At 34.2% G+C, this 19,600-nt stretch carries 20 protein-coding genes; 5 read left to right on the forward strand and 15 right to left on the reverse strand.

The window, feature by feature from the left end; genetic code table 11:
- Positions 1-16: 16 nt before the first annotated feature.
- Positions 17-589, forward strand: coding sequence for a beta-class carbonic anhydrase (locus HHH54_RS03825; protein ID WP_198617516.1), 573 nt, complete (start codon positions 17-19; stop codon positions 587-589).
- A 68-nt stretch (positions 590-657) separates the two neighbouring features.
- On the opposite strand, the gene vraR is transcribed toward HHH54_RS03825, so the two are convergent.
- From vraR to map, 5 genes are all read right to left on the reverse strand, one after another.
- A complete protein-coding gene (gene vraR / locus HHH54_RS03830) occupies positions 658-1,287 on the reverse strand; it encodes a response regulator transcription factor VraR (RefSeq protein ID WP_198617517.1) in 630 nt (209 codons plus the stop codon).
- On the reverse strand, positions 1,277-2,320 hold the full coding sequence (gene vraS, locus HHH54_RS03835) for a sensor histidine kinase VraS (RefSeq protein ID WP_198617518.1): 1,044 nt from the start codon (positions 2,318-2,320) through the stop codon (positions 1,277-1,279). The genes vraR and vraS overlap by 11 nt, the downstream gene beginning before the upstream one ends.
- On the reverse strand, positions 2,317-3,018 hold the full coding sequence (gene vraT / locus HHH54_RS03840) for a cell wall-active antibiotics response protein VraT (protein WP_198617519.1): 702 nt from the start codon (positions 3,016-3,018) through the stop codon (positions 2,317-2,319). The genes vraS and vraT overlap by 4 nt, the downstream gene beginning before the upstream one ends.
- Before the next feature lie 12 nt (positions 3,019-3,030).
- Positions 3,031-3,420 (reverse strand): hypothetical protein, encoded by a 390-nt coding sequence (locus HHH54_RS03845; RefSeq protein ID WP_198617520.1) that lies wholly within the window; start codon positions 3,418-3,420, stop codon positions 3,031-3,033.
- A gap of 100 nt (positions 3,421-3,520) precedes the next feature.
- Positions 3,521-4,276 carry a type I methionyl aminopeptidase gene (gene map, locus HHH54_RS03850; RefSeq protein ID WP_198617521.1) on the reverse strand — a complete coding sequence of 252 codons (756 nt, stop codon included), beginning with the start codon at positions 4,274-4,276 and terminating at the stop codon, positions 3,521-3,523.
- A 93-nt stretch (positions 4,277-4,369) separates the two neighbouring features.
- On the opposite strand from map, the gene HHH54_RS03855 reads away from it, so the two are divergent.
- A complete protein-coding gene (locus HHH54_RS03855; protein ID WP_198617522.1) occupies positions 4,370-5,368 on the forward strand; it encodes an FUSC family protein in 999 nt (332 codons plus the stop codon).
- 64 nt (positions 5,369-5,432) lie between these two features.
- Here HHH54_RS03855 and gatD read toward each other — a convergent pair whose 3' ends face one another.
- Together gatD and murT are read right to left on the reverse strand one after the other, a co-directional pair.
- Positions 5,433-6,161, reverse strand: coding sequence for a lipid II isoglutaminyl synthase subunit GatD (gatD, locus tag HHH54_RS03860; RefSeq protein WP_198617523.1), 729 nt, complete (start codon positions 6,159-6,161; stop codon positions 5,433-5,435).
- Positions 6,161-7,474 (reverse strand): lipid II isoglutaminyl synthase subunit MurT, encoded by a 1,314-nt coding sequence (gene murT, locus HHH54_RS03865; RefSeq protein ID WP_198617524.1) that lies wholly within the window; start codon positions 7,472-7,474, stop codon positions 6,161-6,163. The genes gatD and murT overlap by 1 nt, the downstream gene beginning before the upstream one ends.
- Before the next feature lie 157 nt (positions 7,475-7,631).
- On the opposite strand from murT, the gene HHH54_RS03870 reads away from it, so the two are divergent.
- Both HHH54_RS03870 and HHH54_RS03875 read left to right on the forward strand, forming a co-directional pair.
- A complete protein-coding gene (locus HHH54_RS03870; RefSeq protein ID WP_198617525.1) occupies positions 7,632-8,135 on the forward strand; it encodes a ferritin in 504 nt (167 codons plus the stop codon).
- 167 nt (positions 8,136-8,302) lie between these two features.
- Positions 8,303-8,857, forward strand: coding sequence for a 3'-5' exonuclease (locus tag HHH54_RS03875; RefSeq protein ID WP_198617526.1), 555 nt, complete (start codon positions 8,303-8,305; stop codon positions 8,855-8,857).
- Here the strand turns inward: HHH54_RS03875 and dinB are convergent.
- From dinB to gatC, 7 genes are all read right to left on the reverse strand, one after another.
- Positions 8,852-9,922 carry a DNA polymerase IV gene (gene dinB, locus HHH54_RS03880; RefSeq protein WP_198617527.1) on the reverse strand — a complete coding sequence of 357 codons (1,071 nt, stop codon included), beginning with the start codon at positions 9,920-9,922 and terminating at the stop codon, positions 8,852-8,854. The genes HHH54_RS03875 and dinB overlap by 6 nt on opposite strands.
- Before the next feature lie 95 nt (positions 9,923-10,017).
- On the reverse strand, positions 10,018-10,551 hold the full coding sequence (locus tag HHH54_RS03885; protein ID WP_198617528.1) for a metalloprotease family protein: 534 nt from the start codon (positions 10,549-10,551) through the stop codon (positions 10,018-10,020).
- 61 nt (positions 10,552-10,612) lie between these two features.
- A complete protein-coding gene (gene rlmD, locus HHH54_RS03890) occupies positions 10,613-11,974 on the reverse strand; it encodes a 23S rRNA (uracil(1939)-C(5))-methyltransferase RlmD (RefSeq protein ID WP_198617529.1) in 1,362 nt (453 codons plus the stop codon).
- A gap of 81 nt (positions 11,975-12,055) precedes the next feature.
- Positions 12,056-12,988, reverse strand: a complete 933-nt coding sequence (locus tag HHH54_RS03895; protein WP_198617530.1) for a diacylglycerol kinase — start codon at positions 12,986-12,988, stop codon at positions 12,056-12,058.
- A 342-nt stretch (positions 12,989-13,330) separates the two neighbouring features.
- The gene (gene gatB, locus HHH54_RS03900; protein ID WP_198617531.1) at positions 13,331-14,758 is read right to left on the reverse strand and encodes an Asp-tRNA(Asn)/Glu-tRNA(Gln) amidotransferase subunit GatB; all 1,428 of its coding nucleotides are present in this window, start codon (positions 14,756-14,758) and stop codon (positions 13,331-13,333) included.
- Positions 14,759-14,771: 13 nt separating this feature from the next.
- Positions 14,772-16,232 carry an Asp-tRNA(Asn)/Glu-tRNA(Gln) amidotransferase subunit GatA gene (gatA, locus tag HHH54_RS03905; RefSeq protein ID WP_198617532.1) on the reverse strand — a complete coding sequence of 487 codons (1,461 nt, stop codon included), beginning with the start codon at positions 16,230-16,232 and terminating at the stop codon, positions 14,772-14,774.
- Between the two features lie 2 nt (positions 16,233-16,234).
- Positions 16,235-16,537, reverse strand: coding sequence for an Asp-tRNA(Asn)/Glu-tRNA(Gln) amidotransferase subunit GatC (gene gatC / locus HHH54_RS03910; protein WP_198617533.1), 303 nt, complete (start codon positions 16,535-16,537; stop codon positions 16,235-16,237).
- A gap of 295 nt (positions 16,538-16,832) precedes the next feature.
- On the opposite strand from gatC, the gene putP reads away from it, so the two are divergent.
- Complete coding sequence (gene putP, locus HHH54_RS03915; protein WP_198617584.1) at positions 16,833-18,323, forward strand: sodium/proline symporter PutP; 1,491 nt, start codon at positions 16,833-16,835, stop codon at positions 18,321-18,323.
- Positions 18,324-18,406: 83 nt separating this feature from the next.
- On the opposite strand, the gene HHH54_RS03920 is transcribed toward putP, so the two are convergent.
- Positions 18,407-19,600 (reverse strand): CamS family sex pheromone protein, encoded by a 1,194-nt coding sequence (locus HHH54_RS03920; RefSeq protein ID WP_198617534.1) that lies wholly within the window; start codon positions 19,598-19,600, stop codon positions 18,407-18,409.

The raw sequence follows: 19,600 nt of genomic DNA on the forward strand, positions 1-19,600 counted from the left end.
TTGGGGGATATCAATCATGTCATTATTAGAAAGTATTCTTTCCTTTAATAAGGATTTTGTTGAAAATAAAGATTACGAAGCCTATACAACAAGTAAAACACCTTCTAAAAAAGCAGTATTACTCACATGTATGGATACGCGCTTACAAGATTTATCAACAAAAGCTTTAGGTTTTAACAACGGTGATTTAAAAGTAGTCAAAAATGCTGGTGCTACTATCAGTCATCCATACGGTTCAACAATGCGTAGCTTATTAGTAGGTATCTATGCACTCGGTGCTGAAGAAATCATTATTATGGGTCACAAAGATTGTGGCATGGGTAGTATAAATGTGGATGAAGTGATGAACACAATGAAATCACGCGGTGTAGATGAACAAGTATTTCATATTCTCGAACATTCAGGCATCGATGTATCTAACTTCTTAAAGGGGTTTGATGACGTTTACGATAATGTCCGTCAAAATATTGAGATGATTTATAGTCATCCATTATTCGATCCAAAAGTTCCAGTGCATGGGCTTGTGATTGACCCTCATACAGGCGAACTCGATCTCGTCCATAATGGTTATGAACAAATTCAAAACTAATATTTTAAAAGGTGCGTTTCAACTTAAGGCTTATTTGAGTTGCACGCACCTTTTTTGATATATACACATTATTCAATCAATCCATGTTGGAAAGCATAGATTACAGCTTGCGTACGGTCTTGAACTTCTAGCTTACTTAAAATATTACTCACATGCGTTTTTACCGTTTTAATTGTAATATGTGAAGCACTTGCAATTTCTTGATTAGAATATCCTTTTGCAATCAGCAATAGAATTTCCATTTCTCGATCTGTCAATAACTCATATAATTCTGCACGTTGTTTCATTCGATTTCTCATTTTCACAAGCACTTCTGCTTCAAATACAGATTCTCCTTGATACGTTTGTCGTATCGCTTTGGCAATATCACTCGCACTCGTTGTTTTTAAAATATAACTATCTACCCCTGCATCTAAAGCGCGATAGACTTCTTTATCTTCAATATAGCTGGTTAACATCACAACTTTAATTTGTGGCATCTCTCGTTTAATATACGTTGTAGCTTCTACCCCATCCATATCTGTCATAACAAGATCCATTAATATCAAATCTGGTTTTAGTGCTTTTGCTTTTTCAATCGCATCTTTACCAGATTCTCCTTCTCCAACAACTTCAATATCCGATTGTGTTGATAAATAACTGGAAATTCCAATACGAACCATTTCATGATCATCTACAAATAATACTCTAATTGGCATAATCTTTCTCCTTTTCTAATGGTGCTTTAACTTCAATACGTGTTCCTGCGTTCGGTAAAGATACTAAATGAAATGTTGCACCAATTTCTATTGCACGTTCTCTCATATTTTTGAGTCCATAACTTTGCTCTAATTTGTCTTCTACATCAAATCCTACACCGTCATCTTGAATACGCAAGAGAAGATAGTCCTGACGCTTTAATAATTCAACAATAACCTTTTCACCTTTAGCATGACGTAAAGTGTTTGAAATTGCTTCTTGTGTAATTCTAAATAAATGGTCCTCAATGCCTTTAGGGACTTCAAACTCATCAATTTCTTGCACAACTTTCATAGGTACTTTTTTTTGTAAATCTGTAACCAGCGATCGAATCCCCTCACCTAATGAACGATCTTTTAATCCAATTGGTCGTAGATGTAATAATAGTGCTCTCATTTCAAGTTGTGAATCTTGAACCATTTTTTCAAGTGTAGGTATTTGTTGGTCAAGGGGAGGTTCGAGTTTTGTTTCTTTAATTGCAGATAACATCATGCTTGCAGCAAATAATTGTTGAGATACACTATCATGTAATTCTCTAGCTAATCGTTGTCGTTCATCTTCAATTATTTTTTTAACTTTAGAATCATTTAAGCTATATGATTCATTAATTAAATCTTGTGTTTTCATACGCATTTTATGTAACTCTTGGTTCAATGGGACTAAAGCGCGATATACTTCTAATGTTTCATTAAAGAGTTCCAGTTGTTGATCATTTACACCAACAGTCTCACCTTCAAAGGCACGTTCAATTTGTTGACGAAGCCAATCATTTTGTTGGTTTATCTTATATGCAATGACGCTACCTACAATAATACATAAAAAAATAACAATTAAATTGAGAAACAAAAACACCGGTATTCCAAATATTTGAGTATAAAACATCCCTTGAAAGAAGATGATATTCACAAACACTTTATCTATAAAGAAAAAAGCTGTAAACATACTATAAACAAGGATTAACATTGAACCAATTGTTCTGACGTAGTGATTCATCGATAAATCACCTCAACATCTCCAATAAATGTTGATACAAAAATGTTAACTGTATAGCGATCTGCTTTTTGCTCAGATTCAACATTCAAGTGATTATTTTCAACTTTATAAATCTGTTGATTTAAATTAACTTTGCCGTAAAATGCTGCAACATGCAATTTAACATTATAGTTTAGTGGGACAATCACTTGAACTTTACCAACAATGTGACGCATGACAATAGTATTTTCATATTTAAGATTCGCTGCCTTTGTCATATCGACCAAAACGTCACCAATTGCATGTTGAATTTGTAAATCTTCCCATTTGTAAATATAAATAGGTGTTTTTTGTTCACCAAACCATCTTTGTTTCACAAATGCATGAGATTCACTGACTTCTTCAGTACCAATAACCTCAAGCGGTTTTCGCTTATACACAATGTAACGTAGACTTATAAAAATAATGAAAATGAATAAAATAATCAAAGTGTATTTATTGGACAGCAACGTAAAGATAATCATCAATGCTCCAATCCAAAAACTGAGTAAACCACGTACTTTATGGAAATAAATATAACCTACGTACATTAAAATACTACCCAATAATAAGATAAATAAAAAACCTATCTTCTCGAAGAATATATAGTATAAATTAGCTATGATCATTAATGCTGTGAATATAATTAATAATTCAGTTGAAATGTATTTTTGGGTCATATATCCACCTTTCTAGTATGCGTTAATCAGTGCTTCTAAAACATCACACTGATTTTTAGTGTATGCTTTATCTTCGTTTAGACGTAAAACATATGTCTCAAGTTCGGCATACTCTTTTTCTATTTGATTTAAATTTTCTTTAATTTGGTGCACATCGATACAATAAATATTTTGTGGCATCTTAATTTGGTTCTGTTCCATGACTTCGATGTATTTATTTTCTAATGCTAACGTTTGCTTGTCAATTATCAACTGTAATTGCTTTTTTTTAGTTTGAAGATATTGAATCGTATGATTAATATTATTGAGTTGATTCGCAAGATATTCCAAATAGTGTTGGAATGTTTGAGAATATATTGATTTAAAATATTGACCAATAAAACGTTTAACCAATTGTACCATAATTAAATCACCTCGATATCAACTCCATTATAAAATGGCCCCGCATACCTAAAAATAGGCTACAGGACCATTTTATATTAAGACTTAAGTCTTATGAGTATTAATCCTCAATTTGAGTTGTAAGAATCGGACCATCTTTAGTTACAATAACTGTGTGTTCAATTTGGGCAACATAACTTTTATCTTTTGTTTCAAAAGCCCATTCATTTTTCCCTTCAGTCACAAATGTTGCATTTGAAGAAATAAATGGCTCAACCGCGAGGACCATACCTTCTTTAAGCAACATTTTTTCTTGGGGATCATAGTAATTCATAATATGAGCAGGTGCTTCATGTAGAGATTGCCCTACACCATGACCTGTTAAGTTTTTAATCACTTTCAAATCATTTTTGCGAGCAGTCGCATGTACTGCCTTCCCAATTTGACTTAATTTTGTACCTGGTTTAATTTTGCGCATTGCAGCTTCAAAAGCTTCTTCAGCAACGTCGCAAACTTTTTGTTTAATTTCTTCTTGAGTTTCTCCTACAACAAACGAAATACCCGTATCAGCATAATAACCGTTTTTTAAAGCTGAGACATCAATATTTACAAGATCTCCCTCACGAATCACGCGTTTACTTGGGATACCATGTGCAACCTCTTCATTGACACTAATACATGTTTGACCAGGAAAGTTTTCATCATGAATCGGAGCAGATAATGCGCCATGCTCTTCAAATCTTACTTTAGCAATCTCATCTAACTCTTTAGTTGTAATACCTGGTACTGTCGCTTCACGCATTTCATCACGTACAAGTGCGCATATTTTACCAATTTCTTTTAAAGCTTGTAATTCATCATCATTCTTTACGATCATATTATCCCTTTCCTTTATCTTAATTTTACTCTACTTATTATAACAAACTTTTTTTGATATACTAGGAGTTAGTATGTAACAGGAGATAGGAAAATGAAAGTCACTAAATTTAAACACCTCATTGGCGCACGCACGATTAAAACAGGTTTAGCTACATTTTTAACAGCGTTATTTTGTTTGATGCTCAATTTAAATCCAATTTTTGCCATTTTATCAGCTGTTGTCACTATTGAACCAACCGTTAAAGCTTCTATTCGAAAAGGATATAAGCGATTGCCTGCAACTGTAATGGGCGCATTTATTGCAGTAGTTTGTACATATCTATTCGGCGATGATTCTGCTTTGACCTATGGACTTACAGCAACAATCACGATTATCTTATGTATCCAATTCAACTTGCATGTGGGTATAACGGTTGCCACGTTAACAGCACTTGCAATGATACCGGATATCGAACACGATTATGCTTTTAACTTTTTCTCAAGACTACTTACAGCAATTATTGGACTAGGTACTGCCGGATTAGTTAATTTTATTGTTTTACCACCTAAATATTATAATCAAATTGAATCACTGATTGAAAAAACAGAGCGACATATTTATCATTTATTTGATTGTCGTATGAAAGAACTTTTGGTTGGAAATTTTGATTCGAAAAAAAGTGATCAAGCAGCTGAACAACTGCATATCTGGAACACTAGAATCGAAGAGTTGCTCGGTTTTCAACGCGATGAATTAAATTTCCATAAAACTCACCGTCGTCACGATGAATGGGTTAAATTGAGAAAATTAACAAACCGTGCACATGAAAATAGGCTATTAATTACACATTTATCAAATATTATTTATTTACCAGATGATGCGATGATGGTTTTCGATGACAAAGAAAAGCTTGCAATTATCTCTATCTCTCAACGTATTGATCAAATCATTCATTGCGGCACATTTAAACCTGAACGAAAAGCAGCATCGACACTTAAAAACTCTGTTAAAGGATTAAATGAATTTGACATCAACCAAGTCAAAAGTCACACCATTTATGAAATTCTATTGATTTACCGTATCTTATTACTTCGCTATCGAGTAAAATAAAATACAGTACATAGAAAAGAGACAAGTTATTAACACTTATAGGATCGTAACTTGTCTCTTTATTTTAAGATTCTTTTTGTTTATGTGCTCGATTGACAAGAACTCGTTTTGCCGCTTCTTCAACCGTATTGTCGATTTGTTTAGGCTCAAATGGAATACCTTTACGCTTTGCTGCAGCCTCTAAAAGATAATCCGTAAGTTCGTGATTTTTAGGTAAAACAGGACCATGTAAATACGTACCAAGTAAATTTTTGTAATGAATCCCCTCTTTTTGATCGGTATCATTGTTGCCATAGCCATGTGTTACATGTCCTAAAGTGTCATAATTATGATACGTACGGCCGCCATGGTTCTCAAAACCTACAATTGTTCCAAATGTATCACTTTCAATGACAATGTCTCCCGTTAAACGCTCTGACTTTGATTCTGTATAAAAATCTAAAATATTTAATCCTTCTAACGATTGACCATCTGGTGTAACATACTTTTCACCCAAGAATTGGTATCCACCACAAACAGTTAACCCTGGCATACCATCTTCAATAGCTGCTTTTAATTGAGATTTGATTTTCAATAATGCTTGAGTAGCTAATGCTTGTTCTCTATCGCTTCCACCGCCAATAAAGAAGATATCAGCTTTGGATAAATCAACATTCTCTGTATCATTAATATCTACAACATTTAATTTAATATTACGTTCTTTGGCACGATATTTTAATGCCATAATATTTCCAATATCACTGTAGAGATTTAGCTTATCTGGCATAAAATGATAGACTGTTAGTTCATACATTATGATTGCTCCTCCTTAAATAAGCGCTCTAATTGATCAAGCATTGGGGCTAAAGAGGTATAGTTAGGAATTGCAACAATAAAAGATGAGTAATTCATCGTTAATGCTGTTGCTTTATAAATATCTCGTTCAACCACTATTGGTACTGTGACCTCAGCAAGCTTTAGTCTGAGATGTAATTCTTCAGCACGATTTCCTGTTACAATAATCGCTTCGATTTCTTGTTCATTTAACTTTTCAAAATCAGCATCATAAATCCAAGAAGTGTCACGTCCATCTGCTGGAAAGTCATTTAAACTTAAAATGTATATCTTTTTATCCTCTAGCTTTTCACCCATTGCGATAGAAGCATTCATACCAGCTGGGTTTTTCGCTAAGTTAATCAATGCTTTATGTTTTGTACCTTCAAAGTATTGCATGCGTCCGTTTTTTGATGTATAACTTTCAAATCCTTTTTGAATTGATTCATCATTTAAACCAAGTTCACGTAACGTTGCATATGCAGCAAGTGCATTATAAGCGTTGAAATCCCCTGCAATCTTCATATTAAATTGATAGTCATTAACCGTCATTGTTATAAAAGGATCAATGTTAAAAGTTGAAATCTCATAATCTGGGTCATGACGATTAAAACCACATTGACATTGATAGTGGCCTAATTGGTTATAATGTATATACGAGTAATTTAAAGGTCGACCACAATTTGGACAATATCGACTTTCATTCATGGTAGATTGTTCAAATGGATAGGCATTTTTTTGCATGCCATAATATTTAATACGTGAGCTTGCAATTTTAAGCCGACTTACAAAAGGATCATCCGCATTTAAGATAAGTTGTATATCTTTATTTTCAATTGCAGAAATAATGCGATTCACCATAATGTCTATTTCACCAAAACGGTCCATTTGATCTCTAAAGAAATTTGTAAAAACCATTTTAGTTGGCGTCATTTCTTTCAAAACACGTGGAATAGACCCTTCATCTATTTCAATGATTGCTATTTTAGTCTGAGGTGTTGATTGTACAATAAAAGCAGACGTAATCCCTGCCGCCATATTTGCACCTTCATTATTATGAATGATTTCGATGTTATTCGCTTTTAATGTGTGACCTATCAAATTTGAAGTAGTTGTTTTACCATTTGTTCCACTGATAAAAACGACTTCATCAACATTTGCTGCTAACTTTCTTAGAATACGAGGATCTACTCTTCGTGCCACTTGGCCTGGTAAATCTGTACCTTTTTTACCTGCTGCACGACTTGCAAATCTAGCAAGTTTTGCCATATGTGTAGCTGTCCATTGTCTCATTCCATACACTCCTCCGATTTCATTCCCATATTATACCATGCTCGAGTACTTTTCATAAACAAAAATAGCATGCGCTCAATTGCTTTATGTATATTTTTTTAATTTGGGGGTATCATACATTATAAGTAAAAAATTCATAATAATGGAGGCATAATTTATGCTTGATAAAGAATTATTAGAGGCTTTAAATAAACAAATGAACCATGAGTTTTACGCAGCGCACGCTTATATGGCTATGGCCGCATATTGCGATTATCAATCTTATGATGGATTCGCTAATTTTTATATTGAACAAGCTAAAGAGGAACGTTTTCACGGCCAAAAAATTTATAACTACATCAATGATCGTGGAGAAAAAGCAGTATTTTCAAGCTTAGATGCTCCAAAAGTTGATTTCAATTCGATTCTTGAAACATTTGAAGATGGTCTAGCACAAGAAAGAGATGTTACACAACGTTTCTATAATTTATCTGATATTGCTAATCAGAAAAAAGATTATGCGACAATTTCTTTCTTGAACTGGTTCTTAGATGAACAAGTTGAAGAAGAATCTATGTTTGAAACACATATCGACTATTTAAAACGTATCGGTGACGATTCTAATGCACTATATCTCTATGAAAAAGACTTAGCCCAACGTTCTTTTTCAGCTGAGGCTTAAGTCTAAATGATAATCCATGCTATTCAAATGAACGTGAGCGCTATCAATTTTGATAATCTGCTCACGTTTTTTATAAATTCTTATAAATCACTGTTTTAAATACTTTGACTTGAATTTTGAAAAGGGTTAATATATGTCATACTGTTTTAAGAAAGGGAGTTGACATAATGGAAAGTTATATTGCACTCGATTTTGAGACCGCCAATTACAAACGTACAAGTATCTGCGCTGTTGGTATGGTAAAGGTTGTCAATCATGAGATTACTGAAACGTTTTATACACTTGTCAATCCCAACGATACTTTTTCGCCTAAAAATATCGACGTACATGGTATCCGTCCTAGAGATGTGCGTCACGCTCCTATATTTTCAGAAGTTTATCCATACATGTTACAGTTTATCGGCGATTTACCAGTTGTTGCACATAACGCTGCTTTTGATATGTCAGTATTACACGCTAGTTTAAAAGCTGCACATTATGATACGCCTAACATTATCTATTTCTGTTCTTATCAACTTTCAAAACGTACAGTTAATTCTCATCGCTATGGTTTAAAATATATGATGATGTTTTATGGTTTAGATTTTCATGGACATCATGATGCCCTTAACGACGCGAAAGCCTGTGCAATGATTACCTATCGATTGTTGAAACATTATCCAAGTTTAAAAGACGTTATTCAAATATATGGGAAAAAATTAACGGACAAAGATGCTTTATAAAAAATCAAAAATAGTCATATTACGAAAAAATCGTTCCTGAAGATTTCCAATTGATACCCCTATAAGTCGTATAGGAACGTTTGGATCTTTTAACTCGTAATATAATTCATACGCGATTTGATAAATATATTGTTGCTCACGAATAGGAGAGACTAAACTTCTTTGTTTAGAGTAGTTTTCGAATTGATCAGTTTTTATCTTAACTGTAACAGTTTGTCCAACTTGATCGAGCGCTTCTAATCTCTCAGCAATTTTATAAGATAACGCTTCAATTTTTCTTAAGATTTCTTCATCTTCATTCGTATCAACTGAAAAAGTTCTCTCAGCTCCTACACTTTTACGAATGCGTTCAGCTTGTACTAACCGATCATCTTGACCTCTGACACGTTGATAAAGATGATGCCCCTTTTTACCAAATAAATAGACTAAAGTATGTTCGCTTTGATTATATAAATCTTGCCCTGTATAAATATGGTGTTCATGCATTTTGGCTTTAGACGCTTTTCCCACACCTGGAAAGTCTCCGATATCAAGTTGCATTAATATATCATGAACATTATTGTAGTCAATAATTGTGAGTCCATTGGGTTTGTTCATCCCACTTGCCAACTTCGCTAAAAACTTATTGTAAGAAACACCGGCGCTTGCTGTGAGTGCTGTCTTTTCAAATATATCTCTACGAATATACTGTGCAATTTGAGATGCAGGTAAATCGGGTCTCACTAGATCTGTAATGTCCAAATACGCTTCATCAAGTGACAGTGGTTCTACTAAATCTGTATAACTTTTAAAAATTTCCATGATCTGTTTCGAGACCGCTTTATATTTCTCGAAATGTGGCGTGATATAATAACCATCTGGACATAACTGATGTGCTCTTGCCATTGGCATCGCTGAATGAACTCCGTATTGACGAGCCTCATAAGAAGCAGTTGAGACAACACCACGTCCACTCGCTTTCCCGCCTACGATGACAGGTTTTCCTCTCAACTTCGGATTATCACGAACTTCAACTTGTGCGAAAAAATAATCCATATCAATATGAATTATTCGACGTGGTGCCACCGCGCTCACTCCTTTAATAAATTCCATCAAACGTTATATTCAAAATACAAAAATGATAAAACCTATAAACGAAGCATATCAAAGTGTTGTTTTTCTTATATTGTAGGTTTTTCTTGATATAAATTAATACCACTTTCTGTCATTTCTACAAATTGAACATGTGTCTTACTTAATCCCACTGCCACAAAATATATAGGAATTGATAAATATGCCATATGTAGTGCAAATATAAATATAATTGATGAGTATGGCATTAAAGTAAACCAAATTAACAGCAATAACATTAGTATTATACCTGGCAATAATGTATAAAGAAAAAAGGTGATGCGATTAAAATAATAATGAGGTAAATATGTGATTAATACGCCGTTCTGATATCGATGAAATGCTTGATGTCGATTTGTAATCATACGTAATATTAAAACCTTAACAAGCTCATGTACGATTTCTAATATAATAAAGCCACTGACTCCTAGGAAAATATTCATACCTATATTTTGTTCATGTAGTAACGTTAAAGACATAGACCATTTATAACTCAGCACAATAAATATTAAAATTACAATAAATTGGAAAACTAAAAAACGCTTCATCTTTTGCTTATTATTATATAAATTAATTTGATACATGCAATCACCTAACCGTTATATTCTTGATGCATTAATATTTCATTCTCTTTATATTTTCATCTTACTTTTTTACTAATAACGCCACTGTTTCAACATGTGTTGTTTGAGGAAACATATCTACAGGTGTAATCTCAATAAGTTGATATTTATCTGAAAGCATCTGAACATCTCTCAATTGCGTGCTTGGATTACAAGACACATAAACAATACGTTTGGGTTCAAGTTCGAGTAATGTCTCAATAAAGACAGGATCACAGCCTTTTCGAGGTGGATCAATCGTTACGACATCGGGTTGAATTCCTTGATTCTTCCAACGAATCATCACGTCTTCTGATGCTCCCACTTCAAAGGTCGTATTCGTTATATAATTCTTCTGTGCATTCTGTTTCGCATTATCGATTGCAGCTTCAACGACTTCTACACCATAAACGTGTTTTGCATAAGGTGCCATCATTAATGAAATCGTACCTATACCACAATACGTATCTAATACGATTTCTTCACCTGTCAAATGCGCATAGTCTTTCGCAATATTGTATAATTTTTGAGTTTGAGGAACATTGATTTGATAAAATGATAAATCACTAATCTCAAAATGTGTATCATTAAGTTGATCAGTAATGACATCTTTTCCATAAATGGTATGTGATGTTTTCCCCATAATGACATTAGATTTTTCTTTATTTTGATTCACTTTTATACTTGTAACGTTAGGAAATTGAGAAACAATTGCTTCAATAATGTCATTCTGGTGCGGAAGTTGATTACCGTTAATAACAAAAATGATCATCACTTCTTGAGAATAATAGCCTTTACGTATGACGATATGACGCAACAATCCTTTATGTTTAACTTCTTGATATGGTTTAATCTGGTATGAATCAATGAGTCTTTTTAAAAATTGCATAATCTCATCTTGTGTTTCATATTGAATCATACAGTGATCAATGTCGATAATGTCATGACTGCGCTGGCGATAGAAACCCATTTTAACTTGTCCTTCTTTAGTTAATCCCACTGGTATCTGTGATTTATTGCGATATCGCCATGGATCTAAAGCACCGACTGTGTCATGAATTTTGACATTTTCAAATTGACCTTTACGTTCAAATAGGTTCACAACTTGCTCACGCTTCATAGCAAGCTGTGCCTCATATGATAGGTGTTGCAACTGACATCCTCCACACTTACTATAATACGGGCATGGAGCCTCTACTCGGCTATCGCTTTTAACTTTAACTTCTATGAGTTTTCCAATCGCAAAGTTTTTTTTGACTTTAATGACTTTAAAAGTAATTAATTCATCTATCAGACTCATTGGGACGAATATTGGATATCTATCTATTTTAATCACGCCATGCCCTTCATGTGTTAAATCGATAACTTTTCCTTCATAGATTTGATTTTTTTCTACTATTGCCATAAAAAACTCCCCATTACTATTTTGGTATCACCCATACAACAATAAATATTAAGTCACTAACAAAGACGATACATATCTTTATTATTCTGATTGTTTAGGCTCATCAATCAATAATTCATTATCTTCTTGGGATGGTGAAAACACTTCAATATGACGCTCTAAATTGAAAAAGTTTGCTGGTAATTGTCCTCCGTATTCACCATCAACATTTAATCTCATGTCACTGAAAGAAGAAATATTAACAGCTTGTGCTTTATAATAATGTACTTTAGGATGATGAATATGTTCGCCTCTAGATGCAAGTGTCATAATATGGCCAAGTTCAGCAATATTTGCCTTTTCAACGATTAACAGGGTAAACATACCGTCATCAAGTTTTGCATTAGGCACTAATTTTTCAAATCCTGCCATAGAATTCGTAAGGCCTAATAAAAACAACATAATGTCACCTTCGAAAACTTCTCCGTCGTATTCAATTCTGACATTCACAGCATTCATTTGAGGTAACATTTCAAATCCCTTAATATAATAAGCAAACGGACCAACAATAGATTTCAATTTACTTGGTGCTTCATAAGAAACTTCAGTGATTTTTCCACCACCTGCAAGATTTATAAAGTATCGGCTATTCATTTTACCAATATCTACATGCACGGTCTTCCCTTTTAAAATAACATCTACTGCTTCAAAAATATCTGTTGGCAAGTGAAGTGCGCGGCCAAAATCGTTAACTGTCCCCATAGGGATAAGGCCTAACTTAGGTCTGTTAGGTTTTTCAGCAATTCCATTAATCACTTCATTTAATGTACCGTCTCCACCAGCGACAATGAGCAAGTCAAAATTTTGATTAATGACACGTGCCGCTTCTTCTGTGGCATCACCAATACTTTGTGTTGCATATGTACTTGTTTCGTAACCTGCTTGTTCCATTTGCGTTAAAACATCGGGTAATGCTCGTTTAAACACTTCTTTTCCAGAAGTTGGATTATAAATAATTCTTGCGCGTTTTCTCATTCATATCCCTCAATTTTTATATACTCACAATCATATTATAGCAATATGAGTATCATTTAAAGTCATAACACCTAATGCAATTAAGTCCCTTTCAATAACATTTTATGATAGCCATCCCTTAAATGTATATGAGTTTACCGGGATGTTTGAACAATCATAAAAAGTTACCGTCAATAAATTCAAATATAAAGAGGCTTGACACTTGATACGTGTTAAAATAGAAATCTTTAAATCAGACGCGGAGTCTTTCAACTCTATTTCTACACTTTTTACTTAATGCCAGCCTCTTTATAAGTATCATTGATTATTCACATGATGAATATTTTCTATAAGATGAACATTTTATAACTTATCGAGTTCTTCTTTTAATAATTTATTTGCAAGTTGTGGATTTGCTTGTCCTTTAGAAAGTTTCATAATTTGTCCAACTAAGAAACCCATCGCTTTACCTTTACCATTTTTATAATCTTCAACAGATTGAGGATTATTTTCAATTGCTTCTTGAACAAATTTTAGTACAGCACCTTCATCAGAAATTTGTACTAATCCTTTATCTTTCATGATTTGTTGTGCATCTCCACCATTTTTAGCTAATTCTGGGAAGACTTTTTTCGCAATTTTACTACTCATTGTTCCGTCTTTAATTAATTTAATCATACTCGCTAAATTTTCTGGTGTTAAAGCCGTATCATGTAATTCAATTTGATTTTTATTGAGATACTCATTGACACCGCCCATTAACCAGTTAGATGTAAGTTTAATATCAGCACCTTCTTTAACTGTGCCCTCAAATAAATCTGACATCTCTTTTGTTAATGTAAGGACATGAGCGTCATATTCTGGTAAACCAAATTCAGAGACATATTTCGCTTTACGTGCATCTGGTAATTCCGGAATCGTTTGACGTACGCGTTCTTTCCAAGCATCATCAATATATAAAGGAACGATGTCCGGTTCAGGGAAGTAACGGTAGTCATCTGAAGCTTCCTTAACACGCATTAAAATTGTTTTACCTGTTGATTCATCATAACGACGTGTTTCTTGTAAGATTTCGCCACCGTTTAAAAGTTCTTCTTCTTGACGCTTAACCTCATATTCCAGTCCTTTTCTGACGTTGTTAAATGAGTTTAAGTTTTTCAACTCAGCTTTTGTTCCGAATTCTTTTTGACCATATGGACGAAGAGATACGTTTGCGTCACAACGTAATGACCCTTCTTCCATTTTTCCATCTGATACACCAGTATATTGAATGATAGACTTCAGTTTTTCTAAATAAGCATATGCCTCTTCCGGTGAACGCATATCAGGTTCAGATACAATTTCAACTAAAGGCGTACCTTGACGGTTTAAGTCAACGAGTGAATACCCATCTTTATGTGTGGATTTACCAGCGTCTTCTTCCATATGAAGTCGTGTAATACCGATACGTTTGGTTTCGCCATTGACTTCAATATCTATATATCCATTTTCTCCAATCGGTTGGTCTAATTGAGAGATTTGGTATGCTTTCGGGTTATCTGGATAAAAGTAGTTTTTACGATCAAATTTAGATTCTGTTGCGATATCCATATTGAGCGCCATCGCAGCACGCATAGACCAATCGACTGCACGTCTATTTACTGTTGGTAGTACACCTGGATATGCTAAATCGATAACACTTGTATTTGTATTAGGTTCTGCACCATAACCAACTGGTGCACTAGAAAACATTTTAGAATCTGTTTTCAATTCAACGTGGACTTCAAGCCCGATAATTGTTTCAAAATGCATTGATTGCCACTCCTTATAAGTTTTGATATTGGTCGTGTAGATTAAATTGTGTTTCATATTGATATGCAACACGGTATAACGTTTTTTCATCAAATGGTTTACCGATGAGTTGTAGACCAATTGGACGATTATTTTCAGCTAAACCACATGGTAATGAAATACCTGGTAACCCTGCTAAGTTTACAGGTGTAGTTAATAAGTCATTCGCATACATTGTTAAAGGATCATTGATTTCTGCACCAAGGTCAAATGCTACTGTCGGTGTTGTAGGTCCAATAATTACATCATAGTTTTCAAATACTTTTTCAAAATCATTTTTGATTAACGTACGTACTTTTTGAGCTTTTTTATAGTACGCATCAAAGTAGCCTGAACTTAAAACGTACGTTCCTAAGAAAATACGACGTTTAACCTCTTCACCAAATCCTTCGCTACGTGACATTTTATATAACTCTTCAAGCGATTTAGCATCTTTAGAGTGGTAACCATATCGAATACCATCAAAACGTGCTAAGTTAGAAGATGCTTCGGCTGATGCAATTACATAATATGAAGGAATACCTGCAGCAGTACGTGGTAAACTTACTTCTTCCACCACTGCGCCTAGTGATTTCAATGTTTCAGCTGCTTTTAATACCGCTTCTTTAACATCTTCGTCCACACCGTCGCCAATGTATTCTTTTGGTAAACCAATCTTCATACCTTTGATATCTTTGCCAATATCTGCAGTAAAATCCGTAGCAACATCAGGTGCACTTGTTGAATCCATTTCATCCTCGCCAGCAATAGCTTCAAGTACTAATGCATTATCTTTAACATTACGTGTTAATGGTCCAATTTGATCAAGTGATGATGCAAATGCTACTAAACCAAAACGAGACACACGGCCGTATGTAGGTTTTAATCCAACCACACCGCAATATGCTGCCGGTTGACGGATAGACCCACCTGTATCTGTTCCTAACGTAAACGGTACAAGACCCGCTGCTACAGCTGCTGCTGACCCACCTGATGAGCCACCCGGAACAGCTGTGTGATCAAATGGATTTACCGTTTTCTTAAAGTAAGATGTTTCAGTAGAACCACCCATTGCAAATTCATCCAAGTTAACCTTTCCGATTAACACACCATTTTCAGCATGTAATTTTTTCATAACAGTTGATTCGTAAATCGGTACGAATCCTTCTAACATTTTACTTGCACAAGTAGTTTCTAAACCTTCAGTGATAATGTTATCTTTAATCCCCATCGGAATTCCAAATAACTTACCATCCATTTGACCTTTTGCTTGTAATTCATCTAATTCTTCAGCTTTTTTTATTGCATTTTCTTTATCTAGTGCAAGGAAAGATTTAATAGTTGGATCAGTTTCTTCAATTGCATCATATATATCTTTCACAATTTCAGAAGGTTTAATTTCATTATTCTTTATCATTTTTTGTAAGTTTTCAATTGATTCGTAACGGATGCTCATCTTTATGCGTCCTCCTCATTCATGACTGCTGGTACTTTAAATTGACCTGCTTCAACCTCTTTTGCGTTCGCCAAAGCTTGTTCTTGCGGAATTCCAGGTACTGCTACGTCATCACGCAAAACATTTTGTAAGTCCAAAACATGATTGGTTGGTTTCACATTTTCTGTATCTACATTATCAATTTGATGACAAAAATTCAGTATACCTTCTAATGTATCTTGTAATGATTGTGATTCTTCCTCAGTTACATTTAAACGAGCAAGATTAGCAATATATTCGACTTGTTCTTGTGTAATATCAGCCATTACAACAAAGCCTCCTTAAAAATAGTCTTTTATCTATAAATTGTATCAAATTTCCATGTAAAAATCTAAACCTTTCAAAAACGTCCCTCATTATTCGTAACACATTTTGAAATGATTTATATATTTAACATTATACTCTTATTCTGGACACTTAAGATTAATAATTACAAAAAATTCTTTCCTTTATTTGACAATTCTGTATAATGTATTTAAACAACGAAAAGGGGGAGTTAATGTGTTTAATTTCGGAGCGACGTTATCGAGTCAGGTAAACCCTGACTGGCAAACCTATATAATGATCGTTGCTTATTTCGTGATTCTTTTAGGTATTGGTTATTACGGATACAAGCAAGCAACAAGTAATTTAAGCGAATACATGCTAGGTGGGCGAAGTATCGGTCCTTGGGTAACAGCATTATCCGCTGGGGCTTCAGATATGAGTGGCTGGATGATTATGGGGTTACCTGGAGAAGTGTATTCGACAGGGTTATCAGCACTATGGCTTGCTATCGGTTTGACATTAGGTGCATATGTCAACTATTTACTCGTTGCACCTCGTCTACGTGTGCACACCGAACTAGCCGGAGATGCCATTACTTTACCAGATTTCTTTAAGAATCGCTTAAATGATGAAACAAATATCATTAAAATTGTATCTGGTGTGATTATTGTAGTGTTTTTTACACTTTACACACATTCAGGACTTGTTTCTGGAGGTAAATTATTCGAAAGTGCTTTTGGTATTGATTATCGTGTTGGTTTAATTGTCATTGCAGTCATTGTAATTCTATACACCTTTTTTGGGGGTTACCTTGCTGTTTCTATTACAGACTTTTTCCAAGGTGTGATTATGCTTATTGCTATGATTATGGTTCCAATTGTAACAATGCTCAAACTGAATGGTCTAGATACATTTGGAACAATTGCAGAAATGAAACCAACTAACCTAGATTTATTCAAAGGAACAACAGCGATCGGCATCATTTCATTTTTTGCATGGGGATTGGGATATTTCGGTCAACCACATATATTAGTACGTTTCATGTCTATAAGAACAATTAAATTGTTTCCATTGACGAGACGTATTGGTATCAGTTGGATGGCTGTAGGTTTATTAGGTGCTGTTTTAGTGGGATTACTAGGGATTGCTTTCGTACCTGCGCAAGGTGTGACTATTAAAGACCCTGAAACATTGTTTATTTTAATGGGACAAGTACTATTTCATCCTTTAGTTGGCGGTTTTCTACTAGCCGCAATTTTAGCCGCAATTATGAGTACGATTTCTTCACAATTACTCGTAACATCGAGTTCATTAACAGAAGATTTTTACAAATTAATACGTGGTCAACGTGCAAATACCGAAAAACATGAAAAAGAGTTTGTTCTTGTTGGTCGTATTTCGGTTATCTTAGTTGCTATTGTAGCTATTTTAATCGCTTGGACACCAAACGATACGATTTTAAACTTAGTAGGTAACGCATGGGCAGGATTTGGTGCTTCATTTGGCCCTCTCGTCATTTTATCTCTTTATTGGAGAGGTTTAACACGTACTGGTGCTATCAGCGGTATGATTGCCGGTGCAGTAACTGTTATTTTATGGATTGCCTTCGTATTACCACTAGGTGAAATGAATGATTTCTTTAATTTATATGAAATTGTACCAGGATTTATTGTGAGCTTTATTGTCACTATTGTTATATCAATGTTTACGAAAAAACCAGGCGAATTTGTACATCGTGAATTTACTGAAGTTGAACGTCAACTTGCTGAAGTCAAACATAAATAAACATAAATAAGGGTTGGTACGTCACGAGTACTTTTAAAGGTACTTCTGACAGCCAACCCTTTTTGTAATTCCATCTCTATATACTAGTTTTGATAAATGTGTACGTTCGGTGATTTATCATCTTTTGTTTTCACAATAAGTGCTCTTGATTCATTACCATCCTTAATATGAATCTCATAAGAATCAACATCTTTAAATTCCTTCTCTGAAAGTTGTGTAACATATTGTGTAATTCCAATTAATTCTGCCTTACCATAATAATCAATAGGTAAATCTACAACTAAGTGATCCGCTTTTTTATTCACAAACGTCACTTTACCAACCGCTTGTGTAAAGTTTGAAAAATAAGACTGTAGTCCATTATTAAAATTTTGGAAACTGTTGTTTAAATTATCATTTAATTCTGCTGCTTCACTTGATGGTAGTAACACTGTTTTTTCTTTAATCTTCTTCCACTCATCTAGATTGTCTTTTTGAGATTCTGAAGTGGCATAGCTTACAAAGCGACCAGGTGTAATATCATCTTGAGAAGATTGAATATATATCGCAAAGTTAATCGGGATGTTTTTTAGATCTTTATGTGCACGCAAACGTGTTAATACTTCATCGGCCATTTGGCGCCCTTGTTTTTCAACTTCTTTTGGATCTAAATTTTCACTGTAAGTTTCACCATATTTTTCTTTTTGATAGTAGTAAACACTATTCATCGCTAAACCAATCGTCATACCCTTAATCTTTTTCCCTTTAGTATCAGAGCGACCATAAAAATCTTGTTCTAAAATATTGGATAAAACTGCAGGGCTATTTTTAGCAATTTTAGCCTCATCTGTTTCACCATGTGTTGATGGATTTAAACCTAGATTTTCACTCGCATCTTTTTCCGACTTCTCATCGTCGCTCATCGCGTCAAGTTCTTTTTTGGTATATTTAGGCTTGAGGTAAGCTCTTATCGTATCTTTATCTAAATATTGTCCATCTTGATACAAATAATCTTTTGTTGGAAAAACACTCTTACTAATATTTAATAAACCATCTTCAAAATCTTCTCCGTTATAACTATTTGCCATATTTTCTTGAATTAATCCTCTTGCTTGGCTTTCCTTAAACGGAAGTAACGTACGATAATTATCTCCTTGTACAGCCTTATCAGTAGCGATTTCTTTGACATGTTCTTTATTTTTGGCGTCGTTATCAATTTGAGATTCGGTGTCTGATTTAGGTGCACAAGCCGTGAGCATGAGCGTAAGCCCTAAGATAGTCATCATCCTTTTTTTCAT

It is taken from the genome of Staphylococcus canis (genome assembly GCF_016238445.1).
In the GTDB taxonomy this organism is placed as follows: Bacteria; Bacillota; Bacilli; order Staphylococcales; family Staphylococcaceae; genus Staphylococcus; species Staphylococcus canis.

Coding starts and splice junctions, on each gene's coding strand:
- HHH54_RS03825 (WP_198617516.1), top strand. CDS start 17: ATGTCATTATTAGAAAGTATTCTTTCCTTTAATAAGGATTTTGTTGAA.
- vraR (WP_198617517.1), bottom strand. CDS start 1,287: ATGCCAATTAGAGTATTATTTGTAGATGATCATGAAATGGTTCGTATT.
- vraS (WP_198617518.1), bottom strand. CDS start 2,320: ATGAATCACTACGTCAGAACAATTGGTTCAATGTTAATCCTTGTTTAT.
- vraT (WP_198617519.1), bottom strand. CDS start 3,018: ATGACCCAAAAATACATTTCAACTGAATTATTAATTATATTCACAGCA.
- HHH54_RS03845 (WP_198617520.1), bottom strand. CDS start 3,420: ATGGTACAATTGGTTAAACGTTTTATTGGTCAATATTTTAAATCAATA.
- map (WP_198617521.1), bottom strand. CDS start 4,276: ATGATCGTAAAGAATGATGATGAATTACAAGCTTTAAAAGAAATTGGT.
- HHH54_RS03855 (WP_198617522.1), top strand. CDS start 4,370: ATGAAAGTCACTAAATTTAAACACCTCATTGGCGCACGCACGATTAAA.
- gatD (WP_198617523.1), bottom strand. CDS start 6,161: ATGTATGAACTAACAGTCTATCATTTTATGCCAGATAAGCTAAATCTC.
- murT (WP_198617524.1), bottom strand. CDS start 7,474: ATGAGACAATGGACAGCTACACATATGGCAAAACTTGCTAGATTTGCA.
- HHH54_RS03870 (WP_198617525.1), top strand. CDS start 7,632: ATGCTTGATAAAGAATTATTAGAGGCTTTAAATAAACAAATGAACCAT.
- HHH54_RS03875 (WP_198617526.1), top strand. CDS start 8,303: ATGGAAAGTTATATTGCACTCGATTTTGAGACCGCCAATTACAAACGT.
- HHH54_RS03885 (WP_198617528.1), bottom strand. CDS start 10,551: ATGTATCAAATTAATTTATATAATAATAAGCAAAAGATGAAGCGTTTT.
- rlmD (WP_198617529.1), bottom strand. CDS start 11,974: ATGGCAATAGTAGAAAAAAATCAAATCTATGAAGGAAAAGTTATCGAT.
- HHH54_RS03895 (WP_198617530.1), bottom strand. CDS start 12,988: ATGAGAAAACGCGCAAGAATTATTTATAATCCAACTTCTGGAAAAGAA.
- gatB (WP_198617531.1), bottom strand. CDS start 14,758: ATGCATTTTGAAACAATTATCGGGCTTGAAGTCCACGTTGAATTGAAA.
- gatA (WP_198617532.1), bottom strand. CDS start 16,232: ATGAGCATCCGTTACGAATCAATTGAAAACTTACAAAAAATGATAAAG.
- gatC (WP_198617533.1), bottom strand. CDS start 16,537: ATGGCTGATATTACACAAGAACAAGTCGAATATATTGCTAATCTTGCT.
- putP (WP_198617584.1), top strand. CDS start 16,833: ATGATCGTTGCTTATTTCGTGATTCTTTTAGGTATTGGTTATTACGGA.
- HHH54_RS03920 (WP_198617534.1), bottom strand. CDS start 19,600: ATGAAAAAAAGGATGATGACTATCTTAGGGCTTACGCTCATGCTCACG.